At 35.8% G+C, this 15,538-nt stretch carries 18 protein-coding genes and 1 pseudogene; 14 read left to right on the forward strand and 5 right to left on the reverse strand.

The genetic code is table 11. The annotated features are described in order from the left end of the window. Positions 1 to 56: 56 nt before the first annotated feature. Complete coding sequence (yaaA, locus tag HMPREF1514_RS02220) at positions 57 to 800, forward strand: peroxide stress protein YaaA (RefSeq protein WP_037596956.1); 744 nt, start codon at positions 57 to 59, stop codon at positions 798 to 800. A gap of 31 nt (positions 801 to 831) precedes the next feature. Here the strand turns inward: yaaA and HMPREF1514_RS02225 are convergent, their stop codons facing one another. After that, positions 832 to 1,383 (reverse strand): NADPH-dependent FMN reductase, encoded by a 552-nt coding sequence (locus HMPREF1514_RS02225; protein WP_003068952.1) that lies wholly within the window; start codon positions 1,381 to 1,383, stop codon positions 832 to 834. 66 nt (positions 1,384 to 1,449) lie between these two features. Continuing rightward, complete coding sequence (locus HMPREF1514_RS02230) at positions 1,450 to 1,896, reverse strand: MarR family winged helix-turn-helix transcriptional regulator (RefSeq protein WP_020997807.1); 447 nt, start codon at positions 1,894 to 1,896, stop codon at positions 1,450 to 1,452. 84 nt (positions 1,897 to 1,980) lie between these two features. Between HMPREF1514_RS02230 and HMPREF1514_RS02235 the strand changes: the two genes are divergently transcribed. From HMPREF1514_RS02235 to HMPREF1514_RS02260, 6 genes are all read left to right on the forward strand, one after another. Then, a complete protein-coding gene (locus HMPREF1514_RS02235; RefSeq protein WP_006267692.1) occupies positions 1,981 to 2,469 on the forward strand; it encodes a cell wall elongation regulator TseB-like domain-containing protein in 489 nt (162 codons plus the stop codon). Next, a complete protein-coding gene (locus HMPREF1514_RS02240; protein ID WP_037596957.1) occupies positions 2,466 to 3,644 on the forward strand; it encodes a pyridoxal phosphate-dependent aminotransferase in 1,179 nt (392 codons plus the stop codon). The genes HMPREF1514_RS02235 and HMPREF1514_RS02240 overlap by 4 nt, the downstream gene beginning before the upstream one ends. Positions 3,645 to 3,646: 2 nt before the next feature. After that, entirely contained in the window at positions 3,647 to 3,964 is a 318-nt protein-coding gene (locus tag HMPREF1514_RS02245; protein WP_037596958.1) for a VOC family protein, read from the forward strand. A gap of 77 nt (positions 3,965 to 4,041) precedes the next feature. After that, positions 4,042 to 5,388 carry an asparagine--tRNA ligase gene (gene asnS, locus HMPREF1514_RS02250; protein WP_037596959.1) on the forward strand — a complete coding sequence of 449 codons (1,347 nt, stop codon included), beginning with the start codon at positions 4,042 to 4,044 and terminating at the stop codon, positions 5,386 to 5,388. A gap of 115 nt (positions 5,389 to 5,503) precedes the next feature. Continuing rightward, a complete protein-coding gene (locus tag HMPREF1514_RS02255; protein WP_232216467.1) occupies positions 5,504 to 6,697 on the forward strand; it encodes an MFS transporter in 1,194 nt (397 codons plus the stop codon). 213 nt (positions 6,698 to 6,910) lie between these two features. Continuing rightward, on the forward strand, positions 6,911 to 7,660 hold the full coding sequence (locus HMPREF1514_RS02260; RefSeq protein WP_003068966.1) for a PHP domain-containing protein: 750 nt from the start codon (positions 6,911 to 6,913) through the stop codon (positions 7,658 to 7,660). 55 nt (positions 7,661 to 7,715) lie between these two features. On the opposite strand, the pseudogene HMPREF1514_RS09620 reads toward HMPREF1514_RS02260, so the two are convergent. Together HMPREF1514_RS09620 and HMPREF1514_RS02270 are read right to left on the reverse strand one after the other, a co-directional pair. Continuing rightward, positions 7,716 to 8,039: pseudogene (locus HMPREF1514_RS09620) on the reverse strand (nuclear transport factor 2 family protein). A gap of 11 nt (positions 8,040 to 8,050) precedes the next feature. Further along, positions 8,051 to 8,503 carry a DUF1694 domain-containing protein gene (locus tag HMPREF1514_RS02270; RefSeq protein ID WP_037597249.1) on the reverse strand — a complete coding sequence of 151 codons (453 nt, stop codon included), beginning with the start codon at positions 8,501 to 8,503 and terminating at the stop codon, positions 8,051 to 8,053. 174 nt (positions 8,504 to 8,677) lie between these two features. Between HMPREF1514_RS02270 and eno the strand changes: the two genes are divergently transcribed. The 4 genes from eno to HMPREF1514_RS02290 all read left to right on the forward strand — a co-directional run bounded on the left by eno (position 8,678) and on the right by HMPREF1514_RS02290 (position 12,356). After that, a complete protein-coding gene (eno, locus tag HMPREF1514_RS02275; protein WP_003068974.1) occupies positions 8,678 to 9,982 on the forward strand; it encodes a surface-displayed alpha-enolase in 1,305 nt (434 codons plus the stop codon). Positions 9,983 to 10,059: 77 nt separating this feature from the next. Next, entirely contained in the window at positions 10,060 to 10,803 is a 744-nt protein-coding gene (locus HMPREF1514_RS02280; protein WP_037596967.1) for an NAD-dependent protein deacylase, read from the forward strand. Between the two features lie 151 nt (positions 10,804 to 10,954). Next, positions 10,955 to 11,632, forward strand: a complete 678-nt coding sequence (locus tag HMPREF1514_RS02285) for a SatD family protein (RefSeq protein ID WP_037596969.1) — start codon at positions 10,955 to 10,957, stop codon at positions 11,630 to 11,632. Further along, positions 11,625 to 12,356, forward strand: a complete 732-nt coding sequence (locus HMPREF1514_RS02290) for a DUF3307 domain-containing protein (RefSeq protein WP_037596971.1) — start codon at positions 11,625 to 11,627, stop codon at positions 12,354 to 12,356. The genes HMPREF1514_RS02285 and HMPREF1514_RS02290 overlap by 8 nt, the downstream gene beginning before the upstream one ends. Positions 12,357 to 12,592: 236 nt before the next feature. On the opposite strand, the gene HMPREF1514_RS02295 is transcribed toward HMPREF1514_RS02290, so the two are convergent. Continuing rightward, entirely contained in the window at positions 12,593 to 13,438 is an 846-nt protein-coding gene (locus HMPREF1514_RS02295; protein WP_037596973.1) for a DegV family protein, read from the reverse strand. Between the two features lie 132 nt (positions 13,439 to 13,570). Here HMPREF1514_RS02295 and HMPREF1514_RS02300 point away from each other — a divergent pair, with 132 nt between their 5' ends. Genes HMPREF1514_RS02300 through HMPREF1514_RS02310 form a run of 3 tightly spaced genes read left to right on the forward strand, consistent with a single transcriptional unit; the run spans position 13,571 to position 15,304 of the window. Then, positions 13,571 to 14,155: a TetR/AcrR family transcriptional regulator gene (locus HMPREF1514_RS02300; RefSeq protein WP_037596974.1), complete on the forward strand. Its 585-nt coding sequence runs from the start codon at positions 13,571 to 13,573 to the stop codon at positions 14,153 to 14,155. 16 nt (positions 14,156 to 14,171) lie between these two features. Continuing rightward, positions 14,172 to 14,639, forward strand: coding sequence for a deoxycytidylate deaminase (locus tag HMPREF1514_RS02305; RefSeq protein WP_006267890.1), 468 nt, complete (start codon positions 14,172 to 14,174; stop codon positions 14,637 to 14,639). Positions 14,640 to 14,686: 47 nt separating this feature from the next. Beyond that, positions 14,687 to 15,304, forward strand: coding sequence for a tetratricopeptide repeat protein (locus tag HMPREF1514_RS02310; protein WP_037596976.1), 618 nt, complete (start codon positions 14,687 to 14,689; stop codon positions 15,302 to 15,304). Positions 15,305 to 15,538 lie beyond the last annotated feature (234 nt).

Raw genomic sequence — 15,538 nt, forward strand, 5'->3', positions numbered from 1 at the left:
TTGTGTCAAGAGAAAAATCATTTGTTCTGCAAAATAACTTTTGATACAATAAGATTATGAAAATTTTAATTCCAACTGCAAAGGAAATGAATCTTAGCCTTAAACCGCATGGCAAGTGTTTTCTTTCAGAGCAAACAAAAACAATTGTAGCTAGCCTGTCACAGTATTCTATTGAAGAGTTAGCGAAGCTTTATCATGTTAATCTGGAGCGGGCAGAAGAGGAGCATCTTCATCTGCAACAATTAAAAAATGAGCAAGCTCTTACTTACCCAGCTTTACATTTATTTGATGGTCTCATGTATCGAAATATCAAAAGAAGTGATTTAATGGAGAAAGAGTTGAGGTATATAGACAATCATTTGCTCATTACCTCTAGTCTATATGGTATTATGCCAGCTATGGCGTTGATTTCACCTCATCGATTGGATTTTTTAGTGAAATGTACCATTTCTGGCAAAAGCTTGAAAAATTATTGGCGCAATGATTATGATGCAGCTATTTCAGGTGAGGAAATGATTTTGTCTCTGTTATCAAGTGAGTTTGAGACGGTGTTTTCCAAATCTGTGCGTGATAAGATGCTTCGGTTTAAATTTTTAGAAGATAGAGAAGGAAGTTTGAAAGTTCACTCAACTATTTCTAAGAAGGCTAGGGGGCAATTTTTAACTGCTTTAATTGAAAATCAAATAACAACGAAAGAGGAAATCAAGCAATTACAATTTGCAGACTTTGCTTTTCGAGAAGATTTATCTACTATAGATACTTATGTTTTTGTCAAGGAAAATAAGCAAAAAACGGAATGATACGTTTACGTCATTCCGTTTTGGATTCTTTTTAGTTAATTGCTGCTAATAAAGCTTCAGCTTGGGTTGCGAGTTCAGCTTGTTTTTCTTCAGAAACTGTGAGTTGACCTGTTCCCCAAGCTTCTGGATTCACAGCAACACCAGTAAATGGTTCAACGACATTCATGCGAATAAATGGAAGGAGGCTACGATAATGTTTGAAAACTTCATCTGGAGAAGTTCCATTTGCTACAGAAGAAACTGTTACAAGCTTTTCGTTGAGAGCAGAAGGTCCAGTAGGATCTGAAAGATCAAGAGCACGTGATAACCAATCCAGAAGATTCTTAACAACACCTGGAATAGACCAGTTATAAGTTGGGGAGAAAATCCAGATAGCGTCAGCGGAAAGAATTTCTTCACGAGCTTTGGCAACAGCGGCAGGAGCTGGGCTTTCAATATCTTGGTTGAAAAATGGAATATCTTTGAAATCAAGATAAGAAACTTCAGCTTTGTCAGTAAGGATATTTTCAGCTTGAGCAGCTAATTGATGGTTGAATGAGCCTTGACGAAAAGACCCGACAATAAATAGTACTTTTTTAGACATATAAGTCATTCTCCTTTTCTTTTGTACCTGTTCATGTTACAACAAATATCACTAGTTAGCAAGAAACTAGCTCAAATTTTTAAATTTTTTTAGAATCTGAATTAAATCTTCTTTCTCTTCCCCTGTTAAAATGCTGAGTCCTTGCTGGATATTTTGAATATGATCTGGAAGCACTGCTTCAATTTTGCTACGCCCTTCTGGGGTCAATCCGACTAAAAATGAACGTCGATCAGATGGGTCACAGGTCCGAAAAATCCAGCCATTTCGTATCATATTTTTAATAACAACGGTCATATTTCCAGATGTAGCAAGCATTTTATCAATTAAGTCTTGAATGCGTAAGTTTCCTTTGCTATAAAGAGTTTCTAAGACGGAAAATTGAGTGGGAGTAAGGTTATGTTGTTTTGCTGCTTGGTTTTCAAAATGTCGAATTGTACGAATTGCTTTATTTAAAACAATCATTGTTTTTAAATCAAGACGATTTTCTTGTAAAAGTTTTGTTAGTTTATCCATATCTGTATTTTACCAATAAGTAGTAATAAAATCAATTTTTAGAAAAAGATAGAAAAAAATCCTTATTTATAGTATAATAGACGAGTGAAAAATAGAAGAAAAAATGATAAAATTTTCGTTATATGGCAATATATTATCGGAAGCGTGATAGTTTTAGCTGTTCTCACTTTTTCTTTTCTTTACATTTTAAATCTATCGATGACTCCTTATCAATCCGCTAAGGAAACGGCTAGTAAAATCGCTCGCCAATACGCAGATTTGGATAAAGTGGATCGCTTTGCTATCTATAATGGCAAAAAGAGTTATTATAGTCTTTTGGGGAAGAATCGCAAAAAGACACAGCTTGCTGTTTTGATAGAAGCTGATAGTGATAAAATCTATACTTATGAGTTGTCTAAAGGAATTAGTCAAGAGAAAGCAGAAAAAATCGCTAAAGATAATGGGGCCAAACAAATTGATAAAGTAACATTTGGCTATATCAAAGAGCAACCAATTTGGGAAATCAAATCTGGAACAACTTATTACAATGTTGAATTTGAAACTGGAAGGTTACTCAGTAAGGAGGGACTATGATATTATCAAATCGCGTTTTAAATATGGAAGAGAGCGTGACACTAGCAGCAGCAGCGCGTGCAAAAGCTTTAAAAGCACAAGGACGCGATATCCTTTCGCTGACTTTGGGAGAGCCAGATTTTCCAACTCCGAAGAATATTCAAGATGCAGCTATCTCTGCAATAAGAGACGGTAGAGCTAGCTTTTATACGGTTACTAGTGGTCTTCCTGAATTAAAGGAAGCAATTGTAGCTTATTTTGCAAAATACTATGGTTATACGATTAAACCAAATCAAGTGACTGTTGCGACGGGGGCAAAGTTCTCCCTTTATACTTTTTTTATGAGTGTCATCAATCCGGGCGATGAGGCAATTATTCCGACCCCGTGTTGGGTTAGTTATGGTGATCAGATTAAGATGGCAGAAGGGATACCAGTTTTTGTTCAAGCGACAGAAGCAAATCATTTCAAAGTGACTGTTGAGCAATTAGAGGCTGCACGGACAGAGAAAACGAAAGTTTTTGTGCTCAATTCTCCTTCCAATCCAACGGGAATGATTTATACAGCTAAGGAGTTGTTGGCGATAGGTAATTGGGCTGTAGAGCACGACATTCTCATTTTGGCAGATGATATTTATGGTCGTTTGGTTTACAATGGAAATGAATTCACACCAATTTCGAGTCTATCTGAAGCGATCCGCAAGCAAACAATTGTGATCAATGGCGTGTCTAAGTCGTATTCAATGACAGGCTGGCGGCTTGGTTATGCTGTTGGAGATCCTGATATTATTGCAGCCATGAGCAAGATTGCTGGACAAACAACTTCAAATCCTACGACTGCAACACAGTATGCTGCTATTGAAGCTTTAACTGGTCCTCAAGATACTGTTGAAATCATGCGACAAGCCTTTGAAGAACGTCTTAATACCATTTACCCTTTGCTTTCCGAAGTACCAGGATTTGATGTTGTAAAACCTCAGGGAGCTTTTTACCTTTTTCCAAATGTTAAAAAAGCAATGGAAATGAAAGGCTATACAGATGTAACAGAGTTTACAACAGTTATCCTAGAAGAAGTAGGTGTTGCATTGGTCACGGGTGCTGGCTTTGGTGCACCAGAGAATGTTCGTCTCAGCTATGCGACAGATATGGCTACTCTGAAAGAAGCTGTTCGTCGCATTAGAACTTTCATGGAGAAATAAAAATGATTGCTCATTTTGGTATCAAAGGAAAGGATTTAGAAGCTAGCAAACTCTTTTATCAAGCAGCTTTAGCTCCTTTAAATTATCGTCTTCAATTTGATAACGAGTGGGTAGCAAGTTTCTCAGAGCCAAAAAATGCGGATCCTACCGGTGATTTTTGGTTGAATATTGGTCAGCAAGAGCTTGAGCATTTTGTCTTCAATGCTCAAAATCCTCAGGAAATTGATAACTTCTATCAAGCAGCCTTGGCAGCTGGTGGCAAAGATAATGGTGCTCCCGGTGAACGTAGCCACTATCATCCTGGCTATTATGCGGCTTAAGCTTATATCATTAATCCAGATGGAAGCAATATTGAGGCTGTTTATCATAAAAAATAAAAGAAAAGAGAAATGAATTAATGTCTAGAGAATTAGTAAGCATTATTGACGTCCCAAAGCATATTGGTGAAGAAGTCACTATCGGTGCTTGGGTTGCCAACAAATCAGGAAAAGGAAAGATTGCCTTTCTCCAATTGCGTGATGGCTCTGCCTTTTTTCAAGGTGTAGCTTTTAAACCGAACTTTCTTGAAAAATTTGGTGAAGAAGCTGGGCTTGAAAAATTCAATACAATTAAGCATATCAGTCAAGAGACTTCAGTCTATGTGACTGGTATTGTCAAAGAAGATGAACGTTCAAAATTTGGTTATGAACTTGATATCACTGACCTTGAAATTATTGCTACATCGGTTGATTACCCAATTACACCGAAAGAACACGGAACAGACTTTTTGATGGATCACCGTCACTTATGGCTTCGGTCGCGCAAGCAAATGGCAATTATGCAGATTCGCAACGCGATTATCTATGCTTCCTATGAGTTCTTTGACCGGAACGGCTTTATCAAATTTGATAGTCCGATTTTATCAGGGAATGCAGCGGAAGATTCGACAGAGCTTTTTGAAACAGATTATTTTGGAACTCCTGCCTTTTTAAGTCAATCTGGACAGCTTTACTTAGAGGCGGGTGCCATGGCACTTGGTCGTGTATTTGATTTCGGCCCTGTTTTTCGTGCTGAAAAATCCAAAACACGTCGCCATTTGACAGAATTCTGGATGATGGATGCAGAATATCCATTTGTTACACATGAAGAATCGCTTGATCTTCAAGAGGCTTATGTGAAGGCTCTGATTCAAGGAGTTTTGGATCGTGCACCACATGCACTTGAAATGTTGGAACGCGATACAGATTTGCTTAAAAAATATGCAACTGAACCATTCAAACGCATTTCTTACGATGAAGTAATTGACCTTTTGCAAGAACATGAAAATGATGAAGATGCAGAATACGAGCATATTGAACGCGGAGATGATTTTGGGTCACCACATGAAACGTGGATTTCAAACTATTTTGGTATACCAACTTTCGTCGTGAACTACCCTGCCAGCTTCAAGGCTTTCTACATGAAACCTGTGCCCGGAAACGAAGAACGTGTGCTTTGTGCAGACCTTTTGGCGCCAGAAGGTTATGGTGAAATTATTGGTGGTTCAGCCCGTGAAGAAAATTATGAAAAACTACTAATGAAGATTAAGGAAAACGGTCTCAATCCTGATGATTATGCCTTTTACCTTGATTTGCGTAAATATGGTTCGGTTCCTCATGCTGGATTTGGACTTGGTTTGGAGAGAATGGTGACATTTGTCGCAGGAACGAAACACATTCGTGAAGCCATTCCGTTTCCACGTATGCTTCACAGAATTGAACCTTAAGAAATGTAAAAACGCCTGTTGGCGTTTTTTTAGAAATAAAATATATGGAAAACGACTAAGTAAGAAAATGAGATGAAATGTTCAGTTTCTTCTTATTCAAGGAAAAAATATGTTTATGTTTAGGAGAAGTTACAAAAGAAATATTCCTCTCATGGCTGGAGTGGAGTTTCTAGGATTTTTAGGTATTACAAGTTTTTGGATTTTATTTCTCAGCCAAAACAGGATGTCTTTACTGCAAATTGGTCTGTTAGAGAGTATTTTTCATGCAACTGGGATCATTTTTGAAATTCCGTCAGGTATGTTAGCAGACAGGTTTTCTTATAAGACTAATCTGTATATCAGCCGTTTAACAAGTATTTTGTCATCTATTTTGATGTTGACAGGGCAGGGGAACTTTTGGATTTATGCTCTGGCAATGATTTTCAATGCTTTGTCTTATAATTTTGATTCAGGAACGAGCTCTGCACTTTTATATGATTCTGCAGTAGAAGCGGGCTTAAAAGATTGTTATTTGAAACTATCAAGTTTGATATCAGGTGTTTCAGAAGCAGCGATTTCTTTAGGGACGGTATTGGCTGGATTATTTGTACATGGATATCTGTATGTGACTTATTATATCATGATTGCAGTCTCAGGTGTTGTTTTAATCTTGATTTGGTTCATAAAGGAACCAAGGCTTAAAAGGCAAACAGATAAAGTGGTTACGATGAAGAAAATAATCCTGACGGTAAAAGAAGAAATGAAAAGTAGTCCGAGTCTTTTTGCGTGGATGATGATTTTCCAATTCGTTGGAACAATGATGTGTATGTTTTATTTTTACTATCAAAAACAATTACCAGATTTAGCTGGATGGCAAATTTCGACAGTTATGTTAATTGGCAGCGTCTTAAATATTTTGGCAGTTTCTATTGCCAGTAAGATTGGGAAAACATGGCATTCTTTTCGGATTTTTCCAGTAGTTGTCAGTTTAACAGGGGGAGCTTATACTCTGTCGTTTTTGGAAACTCCATTTATGTATATCCTTGTTTATTTAGCGACAAACGCTTTGTATGCCATGTATCAACCAATTTTTTACAATGATTTGCAACAGTATTTACCAAACTCAGTCAGAGCGACCATGTTAAGCGTTACTTCAATGATGTTCAGTTTAAGCATGATTATCATTTTTCCGATTGTTGGTTGGCTGATTGACAGTTTTGGCTTCAATTCGACTTTTATTGGTTTGGGAACGGTACTGATAGTGTTAGTACTACCTTTAATTATCGTTTTACAAAGGATTCGTAAACAGCTGAAAACAATCGAAAATTAATTTTTTACCTTAGGCTATATTTATTGATAAAATATAAGTTTTATGAGCTAAATTTCATGGACAGATTGGTTTGTTACTTAATCAATCTTTGTGGTAAGGAATTGTAAATGACGGTACTACTATTCATAGACCATAGAAAGAGATAATGGAACTAGAAACGATATTTTTTAAGTTTCCGGTATAATTTAATGGAACGATAGGAGGAAAAATATTATGCGTGACAATCATCTTCATACTTACTTTTCTTACGATTCAGATACTGATTTTAGAGATTACTTGGAACATTATGATGGAGAAATTGTGACGACTGAACATCTGGATTTATCTAATCCCTATCCGTATAATGCAGGCTCTCCTCACGATGACATTCCTGATTATAAGTCTTATTCTAGAAAAATAGCTTTTCTCAATAAGAAATATGGAAATCGAATCAAAAAAGGAATTGAAATAGGCTATTATAGACCACGTAAGAAAGATACTTTGGCTTTTTTAGAAGATAAAGATTATGATTTGAAACTTTTATCTGTTCATCACAATGGGAAATTCGATTACTTAGAAGCTCCTGTTTTGCAATTGGAAAAAATGCAATGGATTCCAGATTATTTAAAAGAATTAGAAGAAGCTATTGAAAGTATTCCAGCTCATGTTTTGGCTCATTTTGACTATGGTTTTCGCAAGTTTAATGTGACAGTTGAAGAACTAAAAAACTTTGAACCTCAACTTCGTGCCCTCTTTCAGAAAATGATAGAGTACAACTTGGCTTTTGAACTAAATTGCAAGTCTATGTATCTCTATAATCACGAAGATATTTATATCTATGCTCTATCTTTGGTGAAAGAATTGGGCGGAACAAAGTATTCTGTTGGCTCTGATGCCCATACGTTAGAACATTTTCGCTTGAATTTCGACCAAATCAAGCAGATCCTAACGGCATTTGGTATAGGCGAAGCAGAGTTGTTATAAAAAATAAGGCTAGGATATTATTCCCTAACCTTATACGTTTGTTTCTCAAAAATGATCATAGCAAATATTTATATTCTCTGACAATTAAACCATTTTCAAACTCAAAAATATCACAGGATAGTTGACTAAAATCATTTTTGAGAATAGTAACAATCCGATTTTCATCTGTTGAAAAAGTATGTAAACGGGAAAATTGAACAGTGTTATGACGATAGGCTTGCTGAATCTTATAAAGGTAATCTTCTATTCCATGAATAATAGAAACCTTTTGCTCATGCAATTCTCAGATGATTTTAGTATGTAAAAATTTTTGGCAAGTTTTCCAATCTCTTTGATTTTCCGCTCGAAGGAACAAGGTTAATGTTTCTAAATTTGTCATTAGTGACCTCCTTAATGAAACAACCTTTTCCAAAAAGAAAGTTTCTTTTCTGCTTGTTGGGATAAATCTGATTGGAAAAGTTCAGAAAATTGGATAAGGATTTCTTTTTCGGTAATCTCTACTGGATGATCGCTATGAATAACCAATCCAAATGGAGAATTTTTGCAGTTACTAGACACGATTGTTGCTTTGCAACCGAGATCTTTTGCTATTTTTAAGTAAAAAATTTGATATTGACTGGTGACCGCAGGAGATATTTTCACAGTTACAGGCTGATAGTCCAAGATAATCTTTTGTAACATTTCTTTAAAGTGGTCGTGGATAGGAGCACTATTAGCCTCATCAATGCTACATTCTGCTATGACCCGTTCTTCAAATGTTTCTAAAAATTTTCTTTGCTCATCAGGATTTAATTTTAATCCCCCTTGAGCTTTTTCGATTATTGCTTTGTTTATATCTGTCATAAAGTTAGTATAACATACTTTTTTGAAATTTATCCAAGAAACATTCGGAAATATAAAACGCTTACACAGAAAATTATCGTAAATTTCATAGAAAGACACGATTTTTCCTTGAAAAAAACCGATTTTTAAGGTATGATAGGAATGTAAATAAAATAACTCAAAGGAGAGTAAAAAATGTCAATTATTACTGATGTTTACGCTCGCGAAGTCCTAGACTCACGCGGTAACCCAACACTTGAAGTAGAAGTTTATACTGAATCAGGTGCTTTCGGACGTGGTATGGTTCCATCTGGAGCTTCTACTGGTGAACACGAAGCAGTTGAACTTCGTGATGGTGACAAATCTCGTTACGGTGGTCTTGGTACACAAAAAGCTGTTGACAACGTAAACAATATTATTGCTGAAGCAGTTATTGGTTATGACGTTCGCGATCAACAAGCTATTGACCGTGCAATGATTGCACTTGATGGTACTCCAAATAAAGGTAAATTGGGTGCAAACGCAATCCTTGGTGTATCTATTGCTGTGGCACGTGCTGCTGCTGATTACCTTGAAATTCCACTTTACAGCTACCTTGGTGGATTCAATACTAAAGTTCTTCCAACTCCAATGATGAACATCATCAACGGTGGTTCTCACTCAGATGCTCCAATCGCCTTCCAAGAATTCATGATTGTACCTGCTGGTGCACCTACATTCAAAGAAGCTCTTCGTTGGGGTGCTGAAATTTTCCACGCTCTTAAGAAAATCCTTAAATCTCGTGGTCTTGAAACAGCTGTTGGTGACGAAGGTGGATTTGCTCCTCGTTTTGATGGAACTGAAGACGGTGTAGAAACAATCCTTGCTGCCATTGAAGCTGCTGGTTATGTTCCTGGTAAAGATGTATTCCTTGGTTTTGACTGTGCATCATCAGAATTCTACGACAAAGAACGTAAAGTTTATGATTATACTAAATTCGAAGGTGAAGGAGCTGCAGTTCGTACAGCTGATGAACAAATTGACTACCTTGAAGAATTAGTAAACAAATACCCAATCATCACTATCGAAGATGGTATGGATGAAAACGATTGGGATGGATGGAAGAAACTTACTGAACGTCTTGGTAAGAAAGTGCAACTTGTTGGTGACGACTTCTTCGTAACAAATACTTCTTATCTTGAAAAAGGTATCAACGAAGCTTGTGCTAACTCAATCCTTATCAAAGTTAACCAAATCGGTACTCTTACTGAAACATTTGACGCTATCGAAATGGCGAAAGAAGCTGGTTACACTGCTGTTGTATCACACCGTTCAGGTGAAACTGAAGATTCAACAATTGCTGACATCGCAGTCGCAACTAACGCAGGACAAATCAAGACTGGTTCACTTTCACGTACAGACCGTATCGCTAAATACAACCAATTGCTTCGCATTGAAGATCAACTTGGTGAAGTAGCTGAATATCGTGGTTTGAAATCTTTCTATAACTTGTCAAAATAATTCAGTTAGAATACGAATCGGCTAGTGAAACTAGTCGATTTTTTCTTTATTGTATTGATAAATTTTAGGAGGGCAATATGGATAAAATTGAAGAACTGGCTTATATTATTCAAAGTAGTCAAAATATTGTATTCTTTGGTGGTGCAGGTGTTTCAACTGAATCTGGTATTCCGGATTTTCGCAGTTCAAATGGTATTTACAATATTGAGTTAAACCAGCATTTTACAGCAGAGCAACTAGTTTCCCATACGATGTTTGAACGCTATCCAGAACAGTTTTTTGACTTTTACAAAAAACATCTCATTTATCCGGATGCCAGACCAAATGTAGCCCATGATTATTTAGTTCATCTAGAAAAGACAGGGAAATTAAAAGCGATTGTCACGCAAAATATTGATAGTTTACACGAGATAGCGGGAAGCAAAAATGTATTGAAAATTCATGGTAGTGTTGACCGAAATTATTGCACCAACTGTCATCGTTTTTATGACTTAGAGGATTTTTTGAGATTATCTGGAACTATTCCTTATTGTGAGACTTGCGGTTACATAGTTAAGCCAGATGTGACTCTTTATGAGGAATCGCTAAATATGGACGTCTTTTCTCAAGCTATTCAAGCTATTAGTCGAGCTGATTTACTCATCATTGGTGGGACCTCGCTAGTTGTTTATCCAGCGGCGAATTTGGTTCATTATTTTCAAGGACGGCAGCTAGTCCTTATCAATAAAAGTAATACGGTACAAGATAATCAAGCTAATTTAGTCATCAAGGGCAAGATTGGAGAAGTGTTAAGTAAGGTATGGAAATTAACGGATAATTAATTCGAAAATCAGTGAATGTATGGCATTTAACTGTATTTTTTAAAAAAGTAAAATTTTAAAAATGTCCTTTATAACGGAAATTTTATAAAATGTCCTTTGTAATGGAAATTTTTAAAAATTTCCGTTATAATAGATAAAAAGAGGTGAGAAAATGATGTACATTGCTCTTATTGGCGATATTATTGAATCAAAAAAAATACAAGATCGAGCACAGGTGCAACAGCGCTTATTACAATTGATGAAAGAGTTGAATCAGCAATATCAAAATTATTTAGTTTCTCCCTTTACAGTCACAACTGGAGATGAATTTCAAGCCTTATTTTCACCAAATTCTTATATATTTCAAATCATAGATCAGATTTCTGTTGCATTTGCTCCTTATGAAATTCGATTCGGTATTGGTGTTGGAGATATGATTACAGAGATTAATAAAGAACAAAGTATAGGTTCTGATGGTCCTGCATATTGGTTGGCGAGAGAAGCCATTAACCATATCCACGATAAGAATGATTATGGCATCAATCACATTTCAGTTTTTTTGGCAAATGAAGAAGTTAGTTGGACTGTCAATGCTATGTTAGCTGCGTGTTCTTTTATTCAGTCTAAGTGGACAGAAGTTCAATATGATGTACTCAAACAATTACTGGCTGAAAATATATACGATGAAACATTTTCGCATAAAGAAATAGCAAGATTGCTCGGTATTACTCCAAGTGCTTTTAATAAACGTATCAAGGCAAGTGGTCTAAAAATTTATCTCAGAAATAAACGAGTTGCTATGAATCAGATATTAAAAGAGATAGCAAAGGAGGAGAGTAGGTATGTCTAAGTTGTGGGGGTTTTCAGATTTCTTCTTGCAAAATCCAATCTTATTATTAACGTTGATAGCTCATGTTTTAGCTGATTTTCAATGGCAGAGTCAAAAAATAGCCGACTTAAAAAGTCGGAAATTCCCATATTTAATATTACATTTGATCATCGTTTTTCTTCCATTACTGATTTTGAGTGTCTTTTTCCCCAAAAATAGCCTATATTTTGCTGTGGTTTGGCTTAGTCATGTAGTTATTGACTTTTTGAAGTACAAGCTCAATATTTTTATAGAGAAAAAGAAATGTACCAAACAAGCTTTTATCGTTGACCAACTACTTCATCTCATTTGCATTTTCCTATTTTATACCGTATTGGCGAGTAAAACCTATCCACTTTGGCTTAAAAATAGTGTTCTAGTAGCTCAGATGTTTCTATTTTTGGCTATCGTTGGAAAACCTGTTAATATTTTATTTAAGTTTTTCTTTAGCAAATATCAGTCAAATGGGAATGACCAAGATACCATAGCAGGTGCAGGTGCAATGATTGGGATTTTAGAGCGTTATATTATGGCTTTGTCCCTCGTATTTGGACAATTTGCCTCGATTGGTTTAGTTTTTACCGCCAAGTCAATTGCTCGCTATAATAAAATTTCTGAAAGCCAGTCCTTTGCGGAATATTACCTCATTGGCTCACTTTTTAGCATGATTAGTGTGCTCATTGTTTTTAGTTTGCTTTATTTATAAAAAAAGCTGGGACGAAAATTCCCAGCTTCAAAGTATATGATGCAATAAACCAAGGACGCAGTGGTTTATTGCTCAAAGTATTTGTAATAGAGGTTACTGAGCTGATCCGTTCAGACGGTTCAACCTTTGCAGGAGTGAAACTAGGAGCTAAAAATTTTCAATTTTATTCCGTCGTATACGTAATCTTCTCAGATTATATTCGTTTCATAGTCACCTGTCTAATTCCTTTTGTTACATTATTGAATTTCATAACCTATGAGGAGACCATTTTCTTCGGCGTAAAAACTGCACAGGCCAGAAGTTGGAATAACTTCAATAACAGCCTGAGGAAATTTTTCTCGCACCATTTCGGAAAATTGCTGGCAAAACTTAAGATTATTTCGATGAGCAATAATGATTTGCCCACCTGCATAGCCCGCTTTTATGAGTTCATCAAAAGCTGCAATGAGTGATTTTTTTGCACCACGTGCCTTTTGAAGTAACTCTAGCTTCCCGTCTTGGCTAGCTTCACCTACCATACGGATGTTAAGTAATCCTACAACGGCTCCGACTAATTTGCTTAGTCGACCATTTTTAACGAGATTGTCAACTTTGGCAAGAACGAAAAGTAATTTTGTCTTGGTTTGATAGGCTGTAATTTCTGTCACGACTTCTTCATAACTCAAACCTTGACCAATAAGAAAATTCAGTTTTTTGATAATCAAGTCATTCTCGCCGCCTGCAGAAAGAGTATCAATAATATGAATATTCACATCGGGGTGTTCTTCGAGATAGAGTTTTTTAGCAACTTGCGCGCTATTGTGACTTCCTGATAAGGTTCCTGTAATAGTAACCACAAAAATATTTGAAGCGCCATCAAAAGCCTTCATATAGTCATCTGGACTAGGGCAGGCTGATTTTGAAGCAGAAGAAGTGGCATACATTTTTTTCATCATATCATCAATATTGAGTTGTGCATTATCTATAAAGATTTCATCGTTTACTTGAATGCTCAAAGGAACATTTTCAAATAAGGTGTCAACAGCAATATTTTCGATAGTTCTATAATCACAACCTGAATCAGCTACAATTTTCCAAGTCATTAAATTCTCCTTTATAGGGCAGTAAATTAGTTAGACATTGACAAAAGTTTTGTCTTTTTTTACAATTATATCATGAAATCTGTGCCTTAGAAAGCCTTTACAGTCGGTTGTTACACGTAGAAAGAAAATGTTATGTCGGAACGTAAAATATCAAAAAAATCCTTAGAAAATTTAAAAATATCAAATGAGGAATCGAATCGAATTACAAAAGAATCATTGGAGATTTCTTTATTGCAATTATTGGAAAAGAAAGAGTTGACTAAAATTACTATTTCTGAATTAGTAGAGAGGGCAGGCGTTTCACGTGCAGCTTTTTATCGAAATTATGATTCAAAAGAAGAGATTTTACAAGAAATTTTTCAACGAACAGTGCAAAAGATTACAGATAAATTGGAACAATTCAATATGAGAACAGAACTTTATCAAGTATGGTTGTTTTTGTTTAAAGAAGTCAAAAAAGAAGCTCGAATTGTTAGTCTAGCGATAGACTACAATTTAGAAAAACTGTTGACAAGTGCTGTGTTTGATATGTTAGAGCAACAAAATTATTCCAGAAAAGAGGCTTCAACGTACATGAATTCTTTTTGGAGTTCGGCGGTGGTTTCTGTTTTGATTAAATGGATAAAAGACGGTATGAGGGTTCCAGCAGAGAAGATTGCATCGCTCGGACTTCCGCTTTTTCCGCAGCGAAAGAATGGTAAATCGAGCGATGAATAAGACAATGAGGTGTAACATGGTTAAAAAAAGATTGGCTTGGGATGAATATTTTGCAGCGCAAGCTCTCTTGATTGCTAATCGCTCAACCTGCAAGCGAGCAAGTGTAGGAGCGGTTATTGTAAAGGAGAACAAAGTTATTTCAACAGGATATAATGGTTCTGTTTCAGGAACGGAGCACTGTATTGATCATGAATGTTTGATGGTTGATGGGCATTGTGTGAGAACCTTACATGCAGAAGTGAATGCGATTTTACAAGGTGCAGAGCGTGGAATTCCGAAAGGTTTTACTGTTTATGTCACGCATTTCCCTTGCCTCAATTGTACTAAGCAGCTTTTACAAGTTGGTTGCAAGCGAGTAGTGTATATCAATCAATACCGTATGGATGATTATGCGCGTTATTTATATAGCGAAAAGAAAGTCGAGCTAGTACATTTGCCAATTGAAAAAGTAAAAGAAGCAATTTCGGAGATTGATTTAATATAACTTTTAGAGTGTAACATTTATTTTCTATGAATACAAGGAAAGAAAATATGACAGAAGAACAACTTCAAAAAGCCTGGCAAGCATTGTTTGATGGGCAATATCAGCTTGCGAAGCAATTAGTTTATCAAATAGAGCAAGACAATTATAGTACACTGAATTTAAAAGCATATATTGCTTTAGAAGAAAAAGATTTTGCGTTAGCCCGTCAATTTTTAAAAGACTATTATGCTCAAGCTGTGTCTGAAAAGAACCTAGAAGAACAGCACATAGGCTTACATCAACTAGCTATGGTCGAACGAGAAGAAGAACATTTTCAAAAGGCTTATGATTTGATAATGACAGAAGCTACAATTATTACAGAGCATTTCCCTGATGATGTACTAAAGAAATCAGTCAATTTATACGAACAAGGATATTTACAGTTCAAACTTGGAAATATTCATCTTGCAGAAGAGCTTTTGCAAGAAACACTAAATTTAGCATTGCAGACAGATGATTTAGTCAACCATGCTTGTGCTTATCGCGCCTTGGCTGAGGTAATGTTAGCTAAGAGAGATATAAAAAGAGCTAAGCTTCATGCACAAAAAGCACTGGCGTGTTTTGAAAAAGCAGGTGATGGCGTTGGAGCGACAGAGCTGAAGGGTTTGATGGCACAGATAAAGTAATAAGATGAAAATTTCATAATGTTTGTAAAATAAAGGTATTCTAATATAAAAATTAGAGTATTTTTATATCCATTTTAACGAACGATAAACTGAAATTTACTAAATAAGGTTTTAGTTTATCAAAAAATCTTATATAATATAATCAAAAAATAATAAAAGAGGATTGATTATGAAGAAGAAAAAATAAATGTTTCTATTTTGTCGACATTGCTTAGTCTTAGTGCACTATGTCAA

Origin of the sequence: Streptococcus sp. AS20, assembly GCF_000524255.1 — a bacterium.
In the GTDB taxonomy this organism is placed as follows: Bacteria; Bacillota; Bacilli; order Lactobacillales; family Streptococcaceae; genus Streptococcus; species Streptococcus constellatus.

Coding starts and splice junctions, on each gene's coding strand:
- HMPREF1514_RS02300 (WP_037596974.1), top strand. CDS start 13,571: ATGTCGGAACGTAAAATATCAAAAAAATCCTTAGAAAATTTAAAAATA.
- asnS (WP_037596959.1), top strand. CDS start 4,042: ATGTCTAGAGAATTAGTAAGCATTATTGACGTCCCAAAGCATATTGGT.
- HMPREF1514_RS02285 (WP_037596969.1), top strand. CDS start 10,955: ATGATGTACATTGCTCTTATTGGCGATATTATTGAATCAAAAAAAATA.
- HMPREF1514_RS02260 (WP_003068966.1), top strand. CDS start 6,911: ATGCGTGACAATCATCTTCATACTTACTTTTCTTACGATTCAGATACT.
- HMPREF1514_RS02240 (WP_037596957.1), top strand. CDS start 2,466: ATGATATTATCAAATCGCGTTTTAAATATGGAAGAGAGCGTGACACTA.
- HMPREF1514_RS02305 (WP_006267890.1), top strand. CDS start 14,172: ATGGTTAAAAAAAGATTGGCTTGGGATGAATATTTTGCAGCGCAAGCT.
- HMPREF1514_RS02290 (WP_037596971.1), top strand. CDS start 11,625: ATGTCTAAGTTGTGGGGGTTTTCAGATTTCTTCTTGCAAAATCCAATC.
- yaaA (WP_037596956.1), top strand. CDS start 57: ATGAAAATTTTAATTCCAACTGCAAAGGAAATGAATCTTAGCCTTAAA.
- HMPREF1514_RS02230 (WP_020997807.1), bottom strand. CDS start 1,896: ATGGATAAACTAACAAAACTTTTACAAGAAAATCGTCTTGATTTAAAA.
- eno (WP_003068974.1), top strand. CDS start 8,678: ATGTCAATTATTACTGATGTTTACGCTCGCGAAGTCCTAGACTCACGC.
- HMPREF1514_RS02295 (WP_037596973.1), bottom strand. CDS start 13,438: ATGACTTGGAAAATTGTAGCTGATTCAGGTTGTGATTATAGAACTATC.
- HMPREF1514_RS02245 (WP_037596958.1), top strand. CDS start 3,647: ATGATTGCTCATTTTGGTATCAAAGGAAAGGATTTAGAAGCTAGCAAA.
- HMPREF1514_RS02225 (WP_003068952.1), bottom strand. CDS start 1,383: ATGTCTAAAAAAGTACTATTTATTGTCGGGTCTTTTCGTCAAGGCTCA.
- HMPREF1514_RS02270 (WP_037597249.1), bottom strand. CDS start 8,503: ATGACAGATATAAACAAAGCAATAATCGAAAAAGCTCAAGGGGGATTA.
- HMPREF1514_RS02255 (WP_232216467.1), top strand. CDS start 5,504: ATGTTTAGGAGAAGTTACAAAAGAAATATTCCTCTCATGGCTGGAGTG.
- HMPREF1514_RS02280 (WP_037596967.1), top strand. CDS start 10,060: ATGGATAAAATTGAAGAACTGGCTTATATTATTCAAAGTAGTCAAAAT.
- HMPREF1514_RS02310 (WP_037596976.1), top strand. CDS start 14,687: ATGACAGAAGAACAACTTCAAAAAGCCTGGCAAGCATTGTTTGATGGG.